The sequence below is a fragment of the Maribacter halichondriae genome (assembly GCF_027474825.1).
Lineage (GTDB): Bacteria > Bacteroidota > Bacteroidia > Flavobacteriales > Flavobacteriaceae > Meishania > Meishania halichondriae.
In genome coordinates, this window is sequence record NZ_CP107030.1 from 1,914,235 (window position 1) to 1,933,948 (window position 19,714).

At 41.3% G+C, this 19,714-nt stretch carries 21 protein-coding genes and 1 pseudogene; 13 read left to right on the plus strand and 9 right to left on the minus strand.

Features of this window, described 5'->3' with window-relative positions:
- Positions 1 to 43: 43 nt before the first annotated feature.
- The 4 genes and pseudogenes from N8A86_RS21995 to N8A86_RS08685 all read right to left on the minus strand — a co-directional run bounded on the left by N8A86_RS21995 (position 44) and on the right by N8A86_RS08685 (position 2,795).
- Positions 44 to 1,176: pseudogene (locus tag N8A86_RS21995) on the minus strand (polysaccharide biosynthesis C-terminal domain-containing protein).
- A gap of 186 nt (positions 1,177 to 1,362) precedes the next feature.
- Positions 1,363 to 1,551 (minus strand): hypothetical protein, encoded by a 189-nt coding sequence (locus tag N8A86_RS08675; RefSeq protein WP_273568686.1) that lies wholly within the window; start codon positions 1,549 to 1,551, stop codon positions 1,363 to 1,365.
- Positions 1,548 to 1,790 carry a hypothetical protein gene (locus N8A86_RS08680; RefSeq protein ID WP_273568687.1) on the minus strand — a complete coding sequence of 81 codons (243 nt, stop codon included), beginning with the start codon at positions 1,788 to 1,790 and terminating at the stop codon, positions 1,548 to 1,550. The genes N8A86_RS08675 and N8A86_RS08680 overlap by 4 nt, the downstream gene beginning before the upstream one ends.
- A complete protein-coding gene (locus tag N8A86_RS08685) occupies positions 1,791 to 2,795 on the minus strand; it encodes a polysaccharide biosynthesis protein (RefSeq protein ID WP_273568688.1) in 1,005 nt (334 codons plus the stop codon).
- 166 nt (positions 2,796 to 2,961) lie between these two features.
- Here N8A86_RS08685 and N8A86_RS08690 point away from each other — a divergent pair, with 166 nt between their 5' ends.
- From N8A86_RS08690 to purD, 8 genes are all read left to right on the plus strand, one after another.
- Positions 2,962 to 4,338: an O-antigen ligase family protein gene (locus N8A86_RS08690; protein ID WP_273568689.1), complete on the plus strand. Its 1,377-nt coding sequence runs from the start codon at positions 2,962 to 2,964 to the stop codon at positions 4,336 to 4,338.
- Positions 4,331 to 5,206, plus strand: coding sequence for a glycosyltransferase (locus tag N8A86_RS08695; RefSeq protein WP_273568690.1), 876 nt, complete (start codon positions 4,331 to 4,333; stop codon positions 5,204 to 5,206). The genes N8A86_RS08690 and N8A86_RS08695 overlap by 8 nt, the downstream gene beginning before the upstream one ends.
- 187 nt (positions 5,207 to 5,393) lie before the next feature.
- A complete protein-coding gene (locus N8A86_RS08700) occupies positions 5,394 to 6,446 on the plus strand; it encodes a hypothetical protein (protein WP_273568691.1) in 1,053 nt (350 codons plus the stop codon).
- Positions 6,409 to 7,149, plus strand: coding sequence for a glycosyltransferase (locus N8A86_RS08705; protein WP_273568692.1), 741 nt, complete (start codon positions 6,409 to 6,411; stop codon positions 7,147 to 7,149). The genes N8A86_RS08700 and N8A86_RS08705 overlap by 38 nt, the downstream gene beginning before the upstream one ends.
- Positions 7,142 to 8,377, plus strand: coding sequence for a glycosyltransferase family 4 protein (locus tag N8A86_RS08710; protein ID WP_273568693.1), 1,236 nt, complete (start codon positions 7,142 to 7,144; stop codon positions 8,375 to 8,377). The genes N8A86_RS08705 and N8A86_RS08710 overlap by 8 nt, the downstream gene beginning before the upstream one ends.
- A 150-nt stretch (positions 8,378 to 8,527) precedes the next feature.
- Positions 8,528 to 9,718, plus strand: coding sequence for a glycosyltransferase family 4 protein (locus N8A86_RS08715; RefSeq protein ID WP_273568694.1), 1,191 nt, complete (start codon positions 8,528 to 8,530; stop codon positions 9,716 to 9,718).
- Positions 9,715 to 10,686, plus strand: coding sequence for a UDP-glucuronic acid decarboxylase family protein (locus tag N8A86_RS08720; protein ID WP_273568695.1), 972 nt, complete (start codon positions 9,715 to 9,717; stop codon positions 10,684 to 10,686). The genes N8A86_RS08715 and N8A86_RS08720 overlap by 4 nt, the downstream gene beginning before the upstream one ends.
- 568 nt (positions 10,687 to 11,254) lie before the next feature.
- A complete protein-coding gene (purD, locus tag N8A86_RS08725) occupies positions 11,255 to 12,526 on the plus strand; it encodes a phosphoribosylamine--glycine ligase (protein ID WP_273568696.1) in 1,272 nt (423 codons plus the stop codon).
- Between the two features lie 52 nt (positions 12,527 to 12,578).
- Here the strand turns inward: purD and N8A86_RS08730 are convergent, their stop codons facing one another.
- Positions 12,579 to 12,803, minus strand: coding sequence for a DUF6341 family protein (locus N8A86_RS08730; RefSeq protein WP_273568697.1), 225 nt, complete (start codon positions 12,801 to 12,803; stop codon positions 12,579 to 12,581).
- Positions 12,804 to 13,070: 267 nt separating this feature from the next.
- On the opposite strand from N8A86_RS08730, the gene N8A86_RS08735 reads away from it, so the two are divergent.
- Genes N8A86_RS08735 through N8A86_RS08745 form a run of 3 tightly spaced genes read left to right on the plus strand, consistent with a single transcriptional unit; the run spans position 13,071 to position 15,684 of the window.
- The gene (locus N8A86_RS08735; protein ID WP_273568698.1) at positions 13,071 to 14,009 is read left to right on the plus strand and encodes a hypothetical protein; all 939 of its coding nucleotides are present in this window, start codon (positions 13,071 to 13,073) and stop codon (positions 14,007 to 14,009) included.
- 33 nt (positions 14,010 to 14,042) lie between these two features.
- Complete coding sequence (locus tag N8A86_RS08740; RefSeq protein ID WP_273568699.1) at positions 14,043 to 14,645, plus strand: DUF4254 domain-containing protein; 603 nt, start codon at positions 14,043 to 14,045, stop codon at positions 14,643 to 14,645.
- Positions 14,632 to 15,684, plus strand: coding sequence for a glycosyltransferase family 9 protein (locus tag N8A86_RS08745; RefSeq protein WP_273568700.1), 1,053 nt, complete (start codon positions 14,632 to 14,634; stop codon positions 15,682 to 15,684). The genes N8A86_RS08740 and N8A86_RS08745 overlap by 14 nt, the downstream gene beginning before the upstream one ends.
- 9 nt (positions 15,685 to 15,693) lie before the next feature.
- Here the strand turns inward: N8A86_RS08745 and N8A86_RS08750 are convergent, their stop codons facing one another.
- From N8A86_RS08750 to N8A86_RS08765, 4 genes are all read right to left on the minus strand, one after another.
- On the minus strand, positions 15,694 to 16,311 hold the full coding sequence (locus N8A86_RS08750) for a TetR/AcrR family transcriptional regulator (RefSeq protein WP_273568701.1): 618 nt from the start codon (positions 16,309 to 16,311) through the stop codon (positions 15,694 to 15,696).
- A 230-nt stretch (positions 16,312 to 16,541) separates the two neighbouring features.
- Positions 16,542 to 17,597: an arsenosugar biosynthesis radical SAM (seleno)protein ArsS gene (gene arsS / locus N8A86_RS08755; RefSeq protein WP_273568702.1), complete on the minus strand. Its 1,056-nt coding sequence runs from the start codon at positions 17,595 to 17,597 to the stop codon at positions 16,542 to 16,544.
- Between the two features lie 83 nt (positions 17,598 to 17,680).
- The gene (locus tag N8A86_RS08760; protein ID WP_273568703.1) at positions 17,681 to 18,016 is read right to left on the minus strand and encodes an arsenosugar biosynthesis-associated peroxidase-like protein; all 336 of its coding nucleotides are present in this window, start codon (positions 18,014 to 18,016) and stop codon (positions 17,681 to 17,683) included.
- Between the two features lie 85 nt (positions 18,017 to 18,101).
- Positions 18,102 to 18,797 carry a TIGR04282 family arsenosugar biosynthesis glycosyltransferase gene (locus tag N8A86_RS08765; RefSeq protein ID WP_273568704.1) on the minus strand — a complete coding sequence of 232 codons (696 nt, stop codon included), beginning with the start codon at positions 18,795 to 18,797 and terminating at the stop codon, positions 18,102 to 18,104.
- 129 nt (positions 18,798 to 18,926) lie between these two features.
- Between N8A86_RS08765 and N8A86_RS08770 the strand changes: the two genes are divergently transcribed.
- Both N8A86_RS08770 and N8A86_RS21555 read left to right on the plus strand, forming a co-directional pair.
- Positions 18,927 to 19,532: a patatin-like phospholipase family protein gene (locus N8A86_RS08770; protein WP_337251783.1), complete on the plus strand. Its 606-nt coding sequence runs from the start codon at positions 18,927 to 18,929 to the stop codon at positions 19,530 to 19,532.
- Positions 19,532 to 19,699 (plus strand): hypothetical protein, encoded by a 168-nt coding sequence (locus N8A86_RS21555; protein ID WP_337251784.1) that lies wholly within the window; start codon positions 19,532 to 19,534, stop codon positions 19,697 to 19,699. The genes N8A86_RS08770 and N8A86_RS21555 overlap by 1 nt, the downstream gene beginning before the upstream one ends.
- Positions 19,700 to 19,714: the final 15 nt, after the last annotated feature.

Below are 19,714 nucleotides of genomic sequence, written 5' to 3' on the forward strand. Positions count from 1 at the left end.
ATCGTTATTAGGTTTTGATAGGCAAAATTACGTTTTTCCAACATCACACATCCTCAAAGTACGTATCCGCATCCTCTGGATCATACGGTTCATTGATCCAAAACAGGGTAATCAATTCGTCCTCCCCGATATTTTTAATATTATGCGTATACCAAATCGGCATGTCGACATAAGCGGGTTCGGTTCCATCGAGATAATAATTGATAACTTCTTCCGTACCGATTTTTCGTAATTGAATCAGTGCTTTTCCGCTGATAACGGCAAAACGCTCCGCTTTTCGGGTATGATAGTGATTGCCTCGAGTAATCCCCGAAACGGTTGTCGAAAAAGAGAACTGTCCACTGGTTTGGGTACGTGCGATTTCAACAAAACTTCCCCTAGGGTCGGTATGCTTGGTATATTTTACAGGATAATGTGATTCGGGAACATAACACCGAAAGGTATTGAACAAAGCCTTTCCGAAGGCGTCTTCCAAGTTCGGAAAAACTCCGTTCTCCATATAATCGGATTTATAGGATTTCAATAGCTCTAGAATCTCCGATACTTTTTTATGATGGTTCGGAGGAATATCCAATTGATAACTATTTTTTCCAATCGGTTCAACCGCAGCCTCTCCTTGATAATGTCAATGAACAATTGTACCAGTTCATTCACATAGATCAACCCGACTTCGCCATCGTTAATAATGGTCGGTTCCTCATTTCTTGCAATTTTATGGCAAAATGTTGCCACCACGGAATTGTAGTTCGGTTTTCCGAATGGACCAAACACATTCGGAATGGTCAGCGACGTAAACCGACCGCCATTGGAATCCGCCCATGCCATCAATTTTTCCTTCCCTTCTTTTTTAGATTTGCCGTACAGGTTGTCTTTTTCTTCTTGGGTTGACGAAGAAAAAAGAATATGCGGTGTAACACTTCGTTTTTCACAGGCCGAAATCAATTTCGAGACCAGCTCGATATTGGTTTTGTAGATGATGTTTTGGTCTTCATGCCGATTCATGGCGGCAAGATGCACTATGATATCACATTTTGATACAAATTCTTCCAAAAGCGTGACATTTTCAAAGGCAGACCGGTCAAAAGGGATGAGTTCGAAACCCTGGTCGAGCGCCAAGGTTCGATATAAATGGTTGCCTACAAATCCGTTTTGCCCTGTAATCCCTATTTTTTGCATATATGCTAACCTTGTTTTAACTTGAATAATGGATAAGCAAACAATCGGAATTTTTCTTTTCCCCTGCCCTGAAGGGAGAAAAATTCTTCGTGAAAAAACCAAATCTAGAAAATCCTTACCCTTTAGGGGTAGGGCAAGAGGATTTTCGGCCTTAAATTGCTTATCCATTATTCACTATCTTATACTTTACCAATCTGCCGACCACTGTTCCAAAGGATATCTATAATCGTCTTGTTGCGATCGAGCCACAGAAAAATTGGAGAAGACGATTAATTGGGCTCCTTTCGAAACCGCCTTGAACCCGTTGGCAAAGCCTCCCGGAACCTCTAAAATGTTGGGTTCTTCGCCGTTCAGTATAAATCGTTCCGCTTTCAATGTTTTTGAAGGGTTCTCGAAATCATCAATTTCAATGAGGTTGATGACGACCCTTCCCGAAGGGCAGTAGAACCACTTTTTTCTTCCTTGTGACCTTGCCACGCACGGATAACATCCACGGAACGGGGTGTAATTTCGTACATGCGAACGATTTCCTTCATATCGAAGGTATTGAAAAATTTCAGTTTTCCTCGCTCATCCATATGGCTTGAACCCTCAAAAAACATCGTTCCGTTCATCTAAAGTTCCTCCTTGATATAATCCAAATTATTCAACAATGACTTGATGCCGTCTCCTGAAAGGCGTAAGGTATTATGAGAATGATAATCCTCGATTTCACTGATGTCCGTCTCTCCTTCGGAATAATACCGGCTGTAATTCAGATCGCGATTATCCGCAGGAATACGATAGAACTCGCCCATATCCTCGGCCTTTTGCATTTCTTCGCGAGTGCAAAGGGTTTCATAGAGCTTTTCACCATGACGGGTACCGATGATCTTGATTTCATTATCGCTTTTGAAAATATCCTTTAGGGCAACGGCAAGGTCACCAATGGTACTGGCCGGGGCTTTATTCACAAAAAGGTCGCCTTGGTTTCCATGCTCAAAGGCGAAAAGTACTAGGTCGACGGCATCTTCCAACGACATTAAAAACCGGGTCATCTTCGGGTCGGTAATGGTCAGTGGCGTTCCATCTTTGATCTGTTTGACAAAAAGAGGAATCACGGATCCCCGCGAGGCCATCACATTTCCATAACGTGTCAAGCAGACGGTCGTGCTGTCTTCCGGAATGTTGCGAGAGGCCGCAACGGCTACCTTTTCCATCAAGGCCTTGCTGATGCCCATGGCATTTATCGGGTAGGCTGCCTTGTCAGTACTTAGGCAAATGATTTTTTCAACCTTGTGCGCCACGGCGGCATCGATGGTATTTTGAGTACCAAAAACGTTGGTCTTGGTCGCCTCAAGTGGGAAGAACTCACAAGACGGCACTTGTTTCAGGGCTGCGGCATGAAAAACATAATCCACCCCGCTCATGGCCCTGGAGATGCTATCATAATCGCGGACATCGCCTATATAGAACTTGACCTTTTTGTTCTTAAGTTGTGTACGCATATCGTCCTGCTTTTTTTCATCGCGGCTAAAAATGCGTATTTCTTTGATTTCGGTCTGTAAAAAGCGGTTGAGAACGGCATTTCCGAAAGATCCAGTACCGCCCGTTATCAAAAGGGTCTTATCTTTGAACATGTTTAGGGAATTATTGATCGCCCTAAAATTAACACAATAAATGGGGAACACCAGCTTTCGATTCCTGGTATTTGATGCAATACTTCAAGTGAGCTGAACCAACATGCCTTGTTTTCCATTAATTTTGGACACGGTAAAAACTAAACTACCCACAGTGTAACAGCACATGGAGCATTCTGGAAATCATCGCTTGACGGCACTGAGGGATAAGCTACCCTATTTTCTTCTCATCGTACTTTGCTTCTTTCCGATAATGCGTTTCGGAATGATTTCGGTGGCCATTATCGCATTTGCCTTGGGCTGTTTGCTATGCAATTACGGGTCTTTTGATCAATATCTAAAGCGTCGAGGTTGGCTGCCGTTCATTGCCAATGTCGCTTTCTTTCTTTTGTTGGCTATTACCTTGCTGTATTCCGCGAATCTAAAAAATGGGTTGGTACAATTGGAAAAAGGGCTTCCATTCTTAGTTTTTCCGTTGGTGTTTCTCTATTTCCCACCTCGAATCGACCAAAAAAGATTGCAAACTTTGTTTTGGGCCTTTATCATTGCGAACCTCTGTTTTCTGGTTTATTTGTTCCAGTACTTGGTCAACAACGCAAGCGACTTTGCGGTAACCACAAGCCCTGGGCTGATTCTCTTTGAAGGCTTAAAGGATAAAAGTTTAGTGGAACAATTAAAAAGTCTTTGGAACGGTACTTTTTACGAGGCTTTATACTATGCCCGCCAGACTGTAGAAAATAAGCTCTATGTGCATAAAACCTACGCTTCCCAGAATTTATTGTGGGGTGTTCTACTGGGGAGCGCTATGCTTTTCAGTAGAAATACCAATAAGTATAAAAAAAGCGTCCTGATTTTTATTTTAATCCTATTTGCGATTGCCCTAGTCTATCTTTTTTCCTTGACGAACCTGTTTTTGATAGTTCTTTTGGTTCCAATACTTATTCTTCTAACATTGAAGTCAATTCAGCAAAAGATGATTTTTGTCGTGATGGTAGTTTTGGTTGTCATCGCGACTTTTATCAAACTTAAATCTGGTGAACCTATGGAAACCTATGAAAAAGGAACCTATGAGGAATATGTTACGTATGAGAATCCCCAGTATATAATCCACAATCTCTTCAAGATGCTCAAAAACGATGATAGGAACAATATCAACAAATGCAACCAAAATCTCATATCCGAATCTACCTTTTTCGGTTATGGAATTGGCGATGTACAAGATAAATTAGATGCCTGCTATGCCGGTCTCACCGCTAAAGGAAAGCAGCAACTCGATACGGTAAATCAACAGCTAAATACGCACAACTATTACGCTTTTTTATGGATAGCGGGCGGTATCATCGTTCTGCTCGCTTTTCTGAGCCTTCTTATTTTCAATGGTCGTATCGCGTTCAAGAACAAAGATTACTTGTATCTTGTCTTTATTATGCTAGTCGTTATCAACATGTTGGCTGAAAGTACGTTAAGCAGGGCACATGGCATTTTGTTCTTCGTATTTTTCAACGGCCTTCTACTTCATAAAAATCTCTTGAAAAGTGAGTGAGGTACCACCTGACCATCATTATTCGTATCGTGATTTTTTAGTCACTTTAGTGTTGTACCGCACGGTACTGGAAGACAGTACTTCTTTCAGAACACTGACCATGGGCGATTCAGGTAGTGAACTCATCGATTTGGTAGTGCACGACAATACTCCAGAGTCTCAAAACCGTCCGGAATTTTTTGAGAGTAATGGCTTCAAAGTCCAATATATAAGCGATGTAACAAACCCTGGTATTGGCAAGGCATATAATCGTGCAGTGGAAATTGCCAAGGCCAAAAACAAAAAATGGATTCTGTTTCTAGACCAAGATACTCAAATAGCAAAAGACATGCTTTCGCTCTTTTTAGAACATGTCAACCAAGAACATGGAATGCACGTTTTTTCGACCACCCTGTTCGGTTCGGATGATCGATTGATATCCCCATCAAAATATCGCTTCAAAAGAGGATTTCGAATGCATTATGTTCCAAGCGGTGTAATCGATTTGGCCCGAATACGCCCTATCAACAGCCTATTACTGCTTTCCATTGAGGTTTTTCGTAAAGTAGGGGGATACAATGAAAAAATCAAACTAGATTTTAGTGATCACGAATTTTTGGGGAGAGTCCAGAAGGTTTATAAGGAAATGTTCGTCATACCAGCGGACAATCGGCACAGTCTTTCTTCAAGCGATGATACGAATCTAGAAAGCATCAAGACGCGGTTCAAGATTTTTTGCGAAGGGGCGCATATTGCCGGAAGCGGTAGTTTTCTTTCGGGCATTCAGTATTTCATCGTTTGCAAACTGCGGGCCATAAAGTTAAGTTTGCAGTTCAGAACCCTCTTTTTTGTAAAAGTGTTGCTTAAGGAATGGACAAGGTCAGTATGAAAATACCGCTAAAGATACGACTAGGAAGCACCTCGCTATCCGGAATATTCTTTACGATATTCTTGCTGGAACTTTTTTGGGCGGTGCGGGCAGATTGACCACTTTCGGCCCCCTTACGTTACGAATGTACCTATTTCTTCTAGGCCTTTTAGGCCTTGGATTGTTACTGATTGCAGGGAAAAGACTAATGAAGACTACGATCGCCCTCATGTTGATCTTTCTTTGTGTCTTTACGCTGGCTATTGTACGGGGTATTTTTAACAGTGAAGATTATTCCAGAATTTTCGATGATGTCAAGATGGTTTCCTTTTTTTTCATCTTGCCCTTTTTTGACATTATGATCAGTAATTATCGTATTGCGAATAAAGTAGTACGGCTTCTTAAGTTCGCAGCCATCTTCATGGCTCTTGCCTACCTTATATTTTTTGTAGTCCTAAACCTAAAGCTGATTCCCTACTTGACAATTTATCAGGCCATGTCGAAACCCGAGTACTTTGCCGAATTTGGATTTCGTGGGGAAATCGCCATGATCTACAAGGGCTTTGTCTACGTGGCCATCGGCTATTTCTTCTACTTTTTTGCCCCGAGGAGCAAATGGAATACCTTGAAGATTATACTGATTTTCGTGGCCATCATGCTTACCTTGGTTAGGGCGTATATGCTGTTGATTTTCGGAATGACCTTCTTCTACATCGTATATCGTTTTTTGGTCGCGCGTCAAAATCGGGTATTGAATATCGTGGTAATATCGGCTATTGTCATTACGGCCTTGGCCTTTGTTCCTGCCGCCCTCGAACAACTGGGTAACAAGAACATATCCGACAGCATTCGCTTTACCCAAATACAGCAGGTAGTCGAACGGGTGGATCCGATCAGTTTTTTAATCGGGCATGGCTACGGGGTAGGCGTACCTATCCGTCCAGGCCACATGGAAATCATGTATTTGGAACTCTTTCATAAACAAGGTATTTTGGGGCTTGCCTCTTGGGGTTTCCTCTTGGTCTATGTTTTCTTTAAAGCACGTAATTATAACGTCTACCGAGGAAAAATTAAAGATGAAACATTCATAGACACCAGGCCTTTTTTGTTCGGCATTTCTTTTGTGTATCTGCAATCTGTTTTTAATCCCTATTTGACAAATTCGATGGGCATGACCTTTTTGTTCATTACACTTGTTATTTTTGAAAAACTAAAAAAGTTCCATGAGCAGAAAAATCTCGGTCTGCATGGCGACCTATAAGGGTGCCTTGTTCATAAAGGAACAACTTGAGTCCATTTTGGTCTGCTTGGGTACGGATGACGAAGTGATTATTTCCGACGATTATTCGCCCGATGATACCTTGGCCATTGCCCGATCTTTCGATGACCCCAGAATTAAAATATTCATGAACGAGCCCAAGAACAAAGGGCATATCGGTAATTTTGGCAACGCCATGTCCAAAGCTACGGGAGATTTGATTTTTTTGGCCGATCAAGATGACGTTTGGCATCCTGAAAGGGTTTCGACAGTGTCAAAGGCGTTACAAGAGCATGAGCTTGTAGTCTGTGACTGTTGGGTGGTCGATGGCAAACTGAACGTAATCAACGATTCGTTCTATAGCATCATCAATGCCGGAAGTGGACTTACAAAGAACTGGGTCAAGAACACTTATTTGGGATGTTGTATGGCCTTTCATAAGAGAATTGTTGAAAAAGCACTCCCATTTCCCAAAAACATTGCGAGCCATGACAACTGGATGGGCCTTATGGGCGAAATCTATGGTTCGACGGTTTTTATTCCTGAAAAATTACATTATTTCAGAAGACATGGAACCAATTTTTCCCAAAACGACGAAGGCGATGCAATGTCGGAACAGACAAGTCCGTATACCTTTATGCAGAAAATGAAAATACGATGGGTATTGGCTATTGAACTTTTGAAAAGGGTGATTCGAAATGGATGACCCAAGGCCGATGAACATATTGATCGTTTCACAATACTTCTGGCCCGAAGACTTTAAGGTCAATGATATCGCTTTTGATCTGGTCGAAAAAGGGCATAGAGTGACCGTGCTTACCGCGAAGCCCAATTACCCCAAAGGGAAGTTTTATGAGGGATACGGTATGTTTTCTAAGCGAAAGGAAGTTCATAGGGGTGTGAACATTATCCGTTGTCCGATTGTGCCCAGGGAAAAGGGTGGAGCCATGCTACTGGTGCTGAACTATGTTTCCTTTATTTTTTTTGCATACCTAAGCTCGCTATTTCGACTAAAAAAGGGATATGATATTATTTTTTCACATCTCACATCTCCCATAACATCGGCCTTGCCCGCAATTTGGCTAAAGAAAAGATGGAATATACCGTTGGTTATCTGGATATTGGACCTTTGGCCTGAAAGTGTCGCCGCAACTACAAATATTAAGAACAAACAGGTTTACGCATTTCTCAATCGCGTTGTCAGGTATATTTATCGTAAGTCGGATAAGATTTTGGTCAGTTCCCGATCGTTTAGAGGTTCAATAGAAGAGAAGATTCAAGAAAGTGAAAAAATCGAGTACTTCCCGAATTGGGCAGAGGACACCTTTATTTCGGAAGTTAAAATAGATTATGAAGTTCCTGAATTCCCAGAGGGGTTCAACATCATGTTCGCCGGAAATATTGGTGATGCCCAAGACTTTGAATCCATCGTGCTCGCTGCGGAGTTGGTGCAAGAAGAACATATTGATTTTATCATTGTAGGCGACGGGCGAAAGTTCGCTTGGCTAGAAGCCGAGATTTCAAATAAGGGGCTAAAAAACATTCATTTGATGGGGCGCCATCCTTTGGCCGCTATGCCCTTGTTCTTCGCAAAGGCCGATGCCATGCTGGTATCCCTAAAGGATGAGCCCATTTTTAGATTGACCGTTCCGGCAAAAATTCAAGCATATATGGCTTCCCGGAAAATTATTCTCGGGATGATCAATGGGGAGGCCAATACAATGATCAACGAAAGTGGTTGTGGATATGCGGTAGCGGCAGGGGATTATGAATCACTGGCGCAAAGGGCCGTAGCCTTGAAAAATATAACTTCCACAGAAAGGGAACAAATGCAAAACAACGCGACTTCGTACTATCGCTCGAACTTTGAAAAGGCGACGTTGCTCCACAATTTAGAAGTGTTGTTGATGAAGTTCGCTTCAAAAAAAGACTAATCAGCATATTTTATAAATTGCAGTATTTGTTTTGATTATTAGGTAGATAGGCGCAAGCGTCTTAAATTTACTTTTAGAATATGTCGGGCTATGGCCAATCTTGCTAAAGCCAAAAGGATAGAGATATTTTTTACAAACAACCAAAGGAATATGAACTTCTTAGAAACCGCGGTCTCGATTTTTATTGGGTCTTTTCTCTTGGTGTATTTGACGATTCCGAAAATCATTGGCGTGGTGGAATATCGCCGCCTAATGGACAGTCCCAACCATAGAAGCTCTCACAAGAGCCGAACGCCCACCTTGGGCGGTGTGGCTTTTTTCTATACGCTGATATTTGCCTTTTTTTTCATCAAAGGATGGACGACGCTTGCCGAAGGCATGTATATAATACCGGGCCTCACCATACTTTTTATAGTAGGCCTCAAAGATGATTTGGTCGTCATATCGCCTGGGGCGAAGCTTATGGCGCAGGTCTTGGCCATAGCTTTTATATTGGCCAATCCGAGTTTTACGATTCATTCGCTCAACGGGTTTTTGAACATCAATGAGATTCCGTACTACCTATTTTTGATTATTGGCGGTTTTATGATGCTCACTATCATCAATTCGTACAATCTAATAGATGGTATTGACGGACTCGCATCGGTCGTTGGCATTGTGATCATGGTCATTTTTACCACGATTTTTTACTTGACCAAAGAGTATTTCTTTGCTTTGGTAAGTATCACAATGAACGCCTGTTTAATGGCTTTTTTAGGGTTTAATTTATCTTCCGACAAAAAGATTTTCATGGGCGATACCGGGTCTTTGATCGTGGGCTTCGTAATCAGTATTTTAACGCTTAAATTCCTTGCGTTGCGTCCACATGTCTATACTGAATTACCTTTTCTTCTAGAGAATGCACCTTTGATTGCCATAAGTATTCTAATCGTACCTCTGTTCGATACGGCAAGAGTTTTTGCCATCCGAATTGCGAACAAAAAGGCTCCATTTTCTCCTGATCGGAATCATACTCATCATGTACTTATAGACTATTGGGGACTTTCCCATAAGCAGGCCAGCTTTATTATTGGGTGTTTCAATTTGCTTTTTGTTATGCTTTTCATTGTATTGGGCAGTACGGCAAAAAACCTGGGTATGGTCATTATGCTTGTTACCGTGGTGGTGGCTCTCGGCTATATTTTCTTTAAGTACAATTACAGTTTTGCTACGCTAAAGCAAAAAATTATGCTGCGTAGAAAAGTGAACAAGATAAAGGCAAAGGTGGAAGATTCGAACGGGAAGAAAAAGAAACGGCGAAATATGGATGTGGAATCAAGAAAAGAGGAAGAAATTCAATGAAGAAAGTATTGATAACGGGCGCGGCCGGTTTTTTGGGCTCCCATTTATGTGATAGGTTTATAAAGGAAGGGTTTCATGTTATCGGAATGGACAACCTTATTACGGGTGATTTAAAGAATATTGAGCATCTTTTTCCGCTAGAACATTTTGAGTTCCATCACCATGATGTTACGACTTTTGTTCATCTGCCGGGAAAACTAGATTATATCTTGCATTTCGCTTCGCCAGCAAGCCCAATAGATTATCTGAAAATACCAATTGAGACATTAAAGGTAGGTTCGTTAGGCACATTGAATCTATTAGGGTTGGCCAAAGAAAAGAATGCCACTATTTTGGTAGCTTCTACTTCGGAAGTATATGGTGACCCCTTGGTTCACCCTCAAAATGAGGACTACTACGGTAATGTAAGCCCCGTTGGTCCTAGAGGCGTATATGATGAGGCCAAACGGTTTATGGAGTCGATAACTATGGCATATCATCGTTTTCACGGTCTCGATACGCGAATAGTGCGTATTTTCAATACGTACGGATCTCGCATGCGTCTTAACGATGGTCGAGTAGTACCGGCCTTTATGGGGCAGGCACTTCGTGGAGAAGATTTGACGGTATTCGGTGATGGTTCGCAAACGCGCTCTTTCTGTTATATCGATGATCAAGTAGAGGGTATCTACAGATTGTTGTTTAGCGATTACACAGATCCTATTAATATTGGAAATCCACATGAAACGACTATAAAAGAGTTCGCCGAGGAGATAATAAAGCTTACCGGAACCAATCAAAAGATAGTTTATAAGCCCTTGCCCAAAGATGACCCACTACAAAGACAACCTGATATCGCCAGGGCAAAGGAAATTCTGGGCTGGGAGCCAAAAGTAGAACGCTCACAAGGACTTAAAATCGTATACGATTATTTTAAGTCATTGTCTTTGAAAGAGTTGCAACAAAAAGAGCATCGACAATTTTTTTAGGTCAATCGTCATTAACTTGCGAAAATGAACGACTTAAAAGTCGAAATCCTAAGCTGGTTTTTCTAAAAATTTTAGCTGACTTGACACCAAGTCTTGGCTAAGGTCTTGTTCATTGGGCTTTAAGGAAGACTTAGCTTTTTACTTCTACCAAAAATCGGTTTCCATTTTGTAAAAGTATGGTCATCGGAATGCGCGAAATTAGCGTGTAGGTACGTAAAACATTGGTGTTACGTGAGATTTTTCTCAAAATTGAAAATAAAATCGTATACGATTTATCAAGGATGCCCATAAACACTACGTTACATCCGATTAATACAACGGGTTATCGACGAAACGCACAAAGGTCATCATAGATTGTTGGAAATGTGCCCAGCCACCTTTTAGCAATCAAATACCCTGCAAGAATTACCTGCAGGCTTTCGTTCTTAGCTAATTGCTTCTTTACTGATTCCATTGGTCCATGATTCCTTAGTGGATTGATACATTGTTTCCCGAGCATGTATCCTTTGAATACCATTGGGGTTGTTTTTGCGCATAACATGTTTACTTTTGCCAAAAACTGAGTGAAATGAATATTCTGATTCTAGGTGCTGGAGGGCGTGAGCATACTTTGGCATGGAAGTTAAATCAAAGCCCAAAAGTGAAAAATCTTTTTGTGGCCCCTGGTAATGCCGGGACTGCCTTAATAGCCAAAAACATACCGATTGGTGTAAATGACTTCCATGCGATTAAGAGCGCGGTTCTCGAGAATGATATTCAGTTGGTGGTCGTCGGGCCGGAGGATCCCTTGGTCAATGGGGTACATGATTTCTTCCTCCAGGATAGTGCGTTGAAAACTGTTTCGGTGATCGGGCCACAAAAGGCCGCGGCAACATTGGAAGGAAGTAAGGAGTTTGCCAAGGAGTTTATGATGCGGCACAATATTCCCACGGCTGCCTATCAAAGCTTTACTTCCGAAACCCTTGAAGAGGGATATGCTTTCTTGGAAAACTTGACCCCGCCATACGTATTGAAAGCCGACGGTCTTGCAGCGGGTAAAGGTGTATTGATCCTGAACGATCTTCAAGAAGCCAAAGACGAACTGAAAACGATGCTGGTCGATGCGAAGTTCGGCAGTGCAAGTACAACGGTGGTCATAGAAGAGTTTCTGTCAGGTATTGAACTTAGTGTTTTCGTACTTACTGACGGTAAAGGTTACAAGGTTTTACCCACGGCAAAAGATTATAAACGCATCGGCGAGGGTGACACCGGACTCAATACAGGCGGCATGGGGGCTATTTCTCCCGTTCCTTTCGCTGATAATGTGTTTATGGATAAGATACACGAGAGAATCGTCAAACCGACCGTAGAAGGGCTTAAAATGGACCACCTTCCTTACAAAGGTTTTATTTTCATAGGATTGATTAAAGTTGGCGATGATCCCTATGTCATAGAATATAACGTTCGTCTAGGGGATCCGGAGACCGAGGTCGTATTACCAAGAATTCAGAACGACCTATTGAATGTCCTTGAAGCAGTCGCGAATCAACGGTTGGACGAAATCGATTTGATCATCGATAAACGAACGGTCGCCACGGTTATGATGGTTTCAGGAGGCTATCCTGAAGCCTACGAAAAGGGAAAAGAAATTTCAGGGCTGGAAAAGGTCAAGGAATCAATGGTCTTTCACGCGGGCACGCGACTTGAAAACGAAAAAGTCTTCACCAACGGAGGCAGGGTCATGGCTATTTCATCTTATGGTTCTCATTTCAAGGACGCCCTTGAAAAATCCTATGAATCCATTGAAAAACTACATTTCGAGGGGATGAACTATCGTCGTGATATCGGGTTCGACCTTTGAAAATTCGAGGTGCTTTAAAAACCCATCCTCTTAAGACGGTTAGGAGAGATTCCTACAAATAAGAATGTGAGGTAATACTTTTGTCCTCTTCCCCCTTGTCGTTATATTGTTTGAGCTGCAACATCCAGTAGATAAATGCTGCAAAACCGATGATCGCTAAAATCCAGTTTATTGCATTTGCACCCCACCAACTGTCCATGAACCTAAAAAAATCAAAAGGTGCAAAAAGCACGTCTACGAATAAATCTTCAATACCTTCGAAAAAAGAACGCCACATAATTTTGTTTTTAAACAAGTTCCTAAATTGTGAAATGGCAATCAAGGAACTTCAGCTATGAACAACTTAGCTATATTTGTGCAACAAAAGTATAAAATATTAGGGACTGTTTGGAAATTTGTCATTGGAATTTTTATAGATCATTTTTGATGCGGAATGAGGCAATTTTTTTCAACATATCAGGGCTACGGTTAAAAATTTTAACGAAATGACGCGCAAAAAGGAGCGTAAAAAAACAATGTTCAAACTTCCAAACAGTCTCTCAAGATGATTTCCAGCATTTTTGGTAAAACAAAACCCATAAATCACATCATTGTTCTCACTTTTTTGTTCTTGCTGTATTGGATAGTGCACTTTTTTGTTTCAGATAGCACGAACACCAATGAACAGCTTCTTCTAAAAACATTGGTTTTAACGGTTTTATTGTTCAGTGTTTTCGTGGTCAACTTTATCGTCAAACGCAATAAAATGACGGGCCCTAATTCTTTTGCCATGTTATTTTACGCCATGCTCATGTTGGTGTTTCCTGAAACTTTGGCCGACAACAACGCAATTCTATGTAGCTTTTTTTTATTGTTGGCGACTCGAAGGCTGATAAGCGTTCGATCATTGAAAAACATAAAGCTGAAGATTTTTGATGCAACGTTATGGGTATTGATTTCTAGCCTTTTTTATGAATGGGCCTTAATATTTTTCCTTCTCGTTTTTGCGGCGATATATATTTACGAGCCAAAGAATATTAGAAATTGGATGGTGCCCTTTACCGGAATCTTTGCATTTTTCGTGATAACGTATTGCATTTTGATATTGGCCAATAACACCTCTTTTTTACTAGAACACTATGCTTTCGACCTCAAATTCAATGTTTCCTATTTTTTGGATTGGGGCAATAGCTCTAAATTCATCATCTATATTTTCATCGTCCTTTTTACGACTGTTTTTTCGTTTCTGAAATTAGGAAAAACCGGCCTTGGCAAAATAGTGACGATGCGATTGGTTGTTTTGTCTTTTATTTTAGGTATTCTTTTAAAAACATTGGTATCGACACCTGGCGCGGATCCCCTGATGGTCACCTTTTTCCCAGCTGTCATTTTTATAACGAACTATGTAGAATCGATACAACGCGCCAATATCACGGAGGTAGTGCTCATTGCAAGTATTTTTATTCCGTTTTTGGTCTTTGTTTCCAGTCTGTTACTAAAGTAAATAAAGGGGTATCTTTGTTTAAATTTCGCACCTATGTTCAGCAAGTTCGCTTTTGACATTTTTGAGGAAAGTATATCCAAATATCATGAGAAAGACGATGTCTATCAATCCTTTTCGAACCCGTATCCAAAGGGGGAAATTGATCATTTGCTCTATCGAAAAAATTGGATAGATACCGTACAATGGCATTATGAAGACATTATTCGAGACCCGAATATCAATGCGCAGGATGCCTTGGTTCTAAAGCGTAAAATCGATGCCAGTAATCAAGATAGAACCGATTTGGTCGAATATATCGATAGCTATTTTCTGAATAAATACCAATCGGTAGAAATTTTGGAGGATGCAACGATCAATACTGAAAGTCCGGCTTGGGCTATCGACCGTCTGTCGATTTTGGCACTCAAAATTTATCATATGCAAGAAGAGGTCAATAGAACCGACGCATCGGCAACGCATATCGAAAAGTGTACCCATAAGTTGAACATACTTCTTGAGCAGCGTAAAGATCTGTCAACGGCGATCGACCAATTGTTGACCGATATCGGGGCCGGAAGAAAGTACATGAAAGTCTACAAACAAATGAAGATGTACAATGACGAGGAATTAAACCCCGTACTGCGTGGCACCAAGTGATAGATCTCCAATACATATCTTAGTCATTCGTTTTTCGGCCCTGGGAGACGTGGCCATGACCGTGCCGGTACTCCGCGCCCTTTTGCAACAGCATCCTGAAGTTCATATAACAGTGCTAACTAGAGGTTTTTTTAAACCTTTATTCAGTCAACTGGAAAATGTTACGGTCTTTGAAGCGGACCTGAAAGGAAAACACAAAGGGCCCTTCGGACTTTGGAAATTATACACTGAACTGAAGGCGCGCGGGTTGGATGGAGTCGCTGATTTACACAACGTATTGCGTACCAATGTACTGAGGTATTATTTTCAGTTAGGAGGAATTCCTTTTTTTCAGTTGGATAAGGCTAGAAGGGATAAAAAAGTACTTACCGCTTTAAAAAATAAGGTGTTCAAGCCCTTGAAATCAACGCATCAAAGATATGCCGACGTTTTTGCTGAAATGGATTTGCCGTTGGACCTTTCTAAAGTTTCTTTGTACTCCAAAGAAAAATTGTTCGACTCCATTTTGAAACACATCGGTCGTGAACCAAAAAAATGGGTCGGGATCGCTCCTTTCGCGGCACATGAAGGAAAGATGTACCCTTTGGCGTTGATGAAAAAAGTAATTGAGCTATTGGGGAGCACGCAGCGCTATAAACTTTTGCTTTTTGGGGGAGGTAAAAAAGAACAAGCGGCGCTAGAGAACCTAGCGGAAACGGATTCAAACTGTATCGTAATTGCCGAAAAACTTTCATTACACGAAGAACTGGCGCTAATTTCCAATCTCGACCTCATGCTTTCCATGGATAGTGCCAATGGTCATCTTGCGGCCATGTACGATATTCCGGTAGTCACTTTATGGGGCGTTACACATCCGTACGCAGGGTTCGCTCCATTCGGGCAAGATCTCAATAACTCCTTACTGGCCGATAGAACAAAATATCCATTAATCCCGACTTCCATTTACGGCAATAAAATACCCCGTGGCTATGAAACGGTCATGGAAACTATTTCTGCCGAGGCCGTTGTGACAAAAATAAAGGAAGTTCTAGGCGATTAAAAAAGACAATCATACCGAAGAATGTTTGGCCTCGATAGATTTGAAATATTGACGCAATTGCGCCATAAACCTATATTTTCTGGCACTTGGGGCACTTTCTACCATTAGCGTCCGAATTCCGATAAATGAACTCATCAAGTAGACGGCAGCTCCTTCACTATCAACATGCCTATCGATATGCCCATTGAACTTACCGCGTTGAATGGCCGATACCAAGTTGACCTCCCATACCTTTAGAATATCGTTCAAGGGTTCCATAATCCTTGGATTTCTACCATTGAACTCGTTCAAAAAATTACTTAAGAGAAAGCCATAATCCATTTCATTGTGCACAGCGGTTTCCAGGGCCTCTTCAAAACAGTTTGTAATCAGTTCCAACGGATTCTCATGCCCTTCGATGGGCTCGATCAGCATGCTGTAAATTTTACGGACCAAAAGGTTTTGAATGATCTGAATAAAGAAATCCTCTTTCGAATCATAATGATAATAGAAGGCACCTTTGGAGAGTGAAAGTTCTTTCAAGATATCATCTACACTGGTGCTGTGATATCCTTTGGCGTAGAATAGTTCGAGGCCTTTGATTTCCATGCGCTGCATGGTAGCTAGTCGTTTTAGGTTTTTTTCCATGAGATTTAGGGGATTGAGTTAATAAAGACCATGCGGTCTGTTATAGTAACTCCATGAAACCCTATTTGTTGAGTTGAATACGATATTTAGTGGTATTTTTCGATGAAATGCATCAAACGCACTACTTTTCTTACCGAATATGATCGTTTACCGACGTATTGGTCGGTTGTCATCAAATAAATGAGTGGTCAAAAAAATATAATAGCGCTATTTGTCCTTTAAATTATGGACTATGTTACCACACCTTGACAACTACTTCCGGCACCTGCCGTACAACCATAGCAATGCTGAGAGATGATGATATTCCTATCGTTTAAAATATCCTCATTATAATCCTTGATGTGCTTGATTTTACTTGCTACTTTCAAATCCAACATCTGATTAAAATCGCAGTCGTATAACCACCCGTCCCAACTGATGGAAATGGTATTCGTACACATCACATTTTCCACCGCAGCAGGATTATAGGCTTCTACCAAAGCATACATATAGTCCTCATAATTTTCCGAAGCTATGAGATAATCTAAAAATCTTGCAATAGGCAAGTTCGTAATCGCAAATAGATTATGGAATTCAATATTGAAATCCTCTTTCAACGCTTTTTTAAAATCACGCTCCATGGCCGACTGGTCTCCTGGCAGATAGGCTCCGGAGGGGTTATAGACCAAATCTAATCGCAACGGACTATCTGGCCTTCCATAACCCACTTCATTTAATTCTTGCAATGCTTTGATGGATTTATCAAAAACCCCATCGCCACGTTGCTTGTCCGTTTTGCCTCGGGTATAATGCGGCATGGATGAGATTACGTGCACATTATGCTTTTTGAAAAACTCTGGAAGGTCGTGGTATTTTTTATTTGCTCGGATGATGGTCAAATTCGAACGCACTATAAAATCTTGTATTCCAGCTTTTGCCGCTTCTTCAACGAACCAACGAAAATCGGGGTTCAGCTCAGGAGCACCTCCCGTAAGGTCCAATGTATGTGCCTTGGTATTTTTGATGACTTCCAAACAGAGTTGCATGGTCTCGCGGGTCATAATCTCCTTCCTGTCCGGTCCGGCATCGACATGGCAGTGTTCGCAGACCTGGTTACACATATAGCCCACGTTAATCTGTAAGATTTCCAATTTTTTCGGTCGTAAAGGGAATTGTCCGATGTTAGCGATCTTATCCTTGAAAAAGGGCAGTTCGCCATCAGCGAAGATTCCCCCGTTGAGGATTTCGAGTTGCCTATTATTCTTGACAAGTTCGTTATGCCTTGCTTTTAATGATTTTGTAGCCATGTTTTAGTTGTTCGTTGCTGGTTATTCGTTACTGGTTGCCACACTTTTAACTGACAACCAACAACTATTAACCGTCAACTATATTACATACTCAACTTATTATACTTGTTCATCATCTGAACTCCATGTACCAAGGTCGCACCACTTTCGATAGCTGCTCCGGCATGTACGGCTTCCATCATTTCTTCTTTGGTGATGCCTTTTTCGAGTCCGTCTTTGGTGTAGGCATCAATGCAGTAGGGGCATTTGACCACATGGGCTACAGCTAGGGCGATCAATGATTTTTCCCTTGCTGAAAGTGCGCCTTCCTCAAAGACTTTGCCGTAGTATTCAAAGAATTTATTGCCGAGCTCTTCGCTCCATTCCGTGATTTTGCCGAATTTGCGCAGATCGGCCGCGTCGTAATATGGGTTTGCCATGATATAGTGTTTAAAGTTATTTAGTACGCCAAGCGTCTCTAAACCTCATTTATATTGAAATCCTTAAGAAATTGAAAAGAGATAATTAGGAAAAAGAGCGGATAGGCGAGCCCTTATTAAAGTGAATCTGGGAGTGAACCGAGGAAACCAATGAAAATTTGGGAATTTCCAATTTGTTGCTGAGCGAAGTCATCGAGCGTATCAGCCGCAATATATTTTGGCTAAGTCCGGAAGCATATTTTGCGATTAGTTTGACGTCAAAAAACGTGTCGATATCAAAAAGTGTGTGAAGTAGATGAATTTTCTCAGAGGAAAGCGATAATAAATCGAGGACTTCTTTGCGAATACGTGATGTTTGCCAAGACAGCAACTCAAAATCGGACTTTTCAAAGTCCGAGCGATGTAAACCCATCAAGTAAAACCCCCCATCCGCCGAAGGGCCGATTACCGACCTGCTCTGTTCTAAGTGAGAAATTGCATGTAGTATATGTGCTTTGGTCAAATGCGGACTGTCATTGCCAACTGTAATGACATTTTCAAACCCTTGGTCGAAAACATATTGTATGGCATTTGTAAAACGTTCACCGAAGGAATCTCCTTTTTGCTCAACCTCCGTAAGGTGAAAAAATGGAATTTTGGTCTTTTTGACCGTTTTTAAGGTTTGTTGGGTCAGGGAATCAAAAAGCTGTTCTCCACATGCAATTTTTTTGTGCTGCATTTCCTCGATTGAAGAATTGGCGAAAACTAAAATCGCTGTTGAATGTTGTTTTGATACCTGCATAATAGAGTGCTCTGTAAACTTACGATAAAAAGAAGTTATGGGTTTTGTCGATGGCACACTTTTTTAATTACACTAAGTTTTGAACAAAACGCTTTAAGCATATTACTTTTGTCTTTTAAATAGTTGGGTATGAACTTGAAATCCGAATCTGTTGGATTAGTGCTTTCTGGAGGCGGGGTCAGGGGCATGGCACATATTGGGGTAATTCGCGCTTTGGAAGAACATGCTGTATCCGCAAAAATTGTCTCCGGCAGTAGTGTCGGCGCTCTTGTTGGCGCCTTATACGCGAATGGCACGTCGGTAGCCGATATGTTGTCGTTCTTCAAGGAAACTCCGTTGTTTAAATATAATTTCTTTACAATAATGAAGCCCGGTCTCGTTGATACCGAACGGTATTTCGAAGTCTTTCAGCGCTATTTTCCCGAATATTTCGAAGAGCTGAAAAGAGAGTTGTATGTGGTGGCCACCAATATGCAGAAGGGCGAGGAGGAGTTTTTTTCATCAGGAGAATTGGTGCGGCCTCTTTTGGCTTCGGCCGCTTTGCCTCCCGTATTTAGTCCCTTGGAAATCAATAATTGTTTTTATGCCGATGGCGGTATTATGAACAACTTCCCTTTGGAACCGCTAAAAAACAAAGTTGATTACATTATCGGAAGTAATGTTTCTGTCATCAAACAGGTCGAAAAAAAGACATTAATTCGTCGTTACAGCTCGCAAATCGAACGACTTCATTGATGATCTATGCCATCAATCGACAAAAAATCAGACAATGCGATTTGGTTTTCGAACCCTTGGAACTTGAAAAAATAGGAGTCTTGGATAAAAAAGGTATTGAAAAAGCTTATTTTATCGGGTATGAACATGCTTCCCGTAAGCTAGAGGAACTATCCCGTGAAACCTAAATCATAGAAAATACT

Excerpts from the sequence above, each read along its gene's own strand:
- N8A86_RS08680 (WP_273568687.1), bottom strand. The coding sequence starts at position 1,790 with ATGAACGGAACGATGTTTTTTGAGGGTTCAAGCCATATGGATGAGCGA.
- N8A86_RS08685 (WP_273568688.1), bottom strand. The coding sequence starts at position 2,795 with ATGTTCAAAGATAAGACCCTTTTGATAACGGGCGGTACTGGATCTTTC.
- N8A86_RS08690 (WP_273568689.1), top strand. The coding sequence starts at position 2,962 with ATGGAGCATTCTGGAAATCATCGCTTGACGGCACTGAGGGATAAGCTA.
- N8A86_RS08700 (WP_273568691.1), top strand. The coding sequence starts at position 5,394 with ATGAAGACTACGATCGCCCTCATGTTGATCTTTCTTTGTGTCTTTACG.
- N8A86_RS08705 (WP_273568692.1), top strand. The coding sequence starts at position 6,409 with ATGAGCAGAAAAATCTCGGTCTGCATGGCGACCTATAAGGGTGCCTTG.
- N8A86_RS08710 (WP_273568693.1), top strand. The coding sequence starts at position 7,142 with ATGGATGACCCAAGGCCGATGAACATATTGATCGTTTCACAATACTTC.
- N8A86_RS08715 (WP_273568694.1), top strand. The coding sequence starts at position 8,528 with ATGAACTTCTTAGAAACCGCGGTCTCGATTTTTATTGGGTCTTTTCTC.
- N8A86_RS08720 (WP_273568695.1), top strand. The coding sequence starts at position 9,715 with ATGAAGAAAGTATTGATAACGGGCGCGGCCGGTTTTTTGGGCTCCCAT.
- purD (WP_273568696.1), top strand. The coding sequence starts at position 11,255 with ATGAATATTCTGATTCTAGGTGCTGGAGGGCGTGAGCATACTTTGGCA.
- N8A86_RS08730 (WP_273568697.1), bottom strand. The coding sequence starts at position 12,803 with ATGTGGCGTTCTTTTTTCGAAGGTATTGAAGATTTATTCGTAGACGTG.
- N8A86_RS08735 (WP_273568698.1), top strand. The coding sequence starts at position 13,071 with ATGATTTCCAGCATTTTTGGTAAAACAAAACCCATAAATCACATCATT.
- N8A86_RS08740 (WP_273568699.1), top strand. The coding sequence starts at position 14,043 with ATGTTCAGCAAGTTCGCTTTTGACATTTTTGAGGAAAGTATATCCAAA.
- N8A86_RS08750 (WP_273568701.1), bottom strand. The coding sequence starts at position 16,311 with ATGGAAAAAAACCTAAAACGACTAGCTACCATGCAGCGCATGGAAATC.
- arsS (WP_273568702.1), bottom strand. The coding sequence starts at position 17,597 with ATGGCTACAAAATCATTAAAAGCAAGGCATAACGAACTTGTCAAGAAT.
- N8A86_RS08760 (WP_273568703.1), bottom strand. The coding sequence starts at position 18,016 with ATGGCAAACCCATATTACGACGCGGCCGATCTGCGCAAATTCGGCAAA.
- N8A86_RS08765 (WP_273568704.1), bottom strand. The coding sequence starts at position 18,797 with ATGCAGGTATCAAAACAACATTCAACAGCGATTTTAGTTTTCGCCAAT.
- N8A86_RS08770 (WP_337251783.1), top strand. The coding sequence starts at position 18,927 with ATGAACTTGAAATCCGAATCTGTTGGATTAGTGCTTTCTGGAGGCGGG.
- N8A86_RS21555 (WP_337251784.1), top strand. The coding sequence starts at position 19,532 with ATGATCTATGCCATCAATCGACAAAAAATCAGACAATGCGATTTGGTT.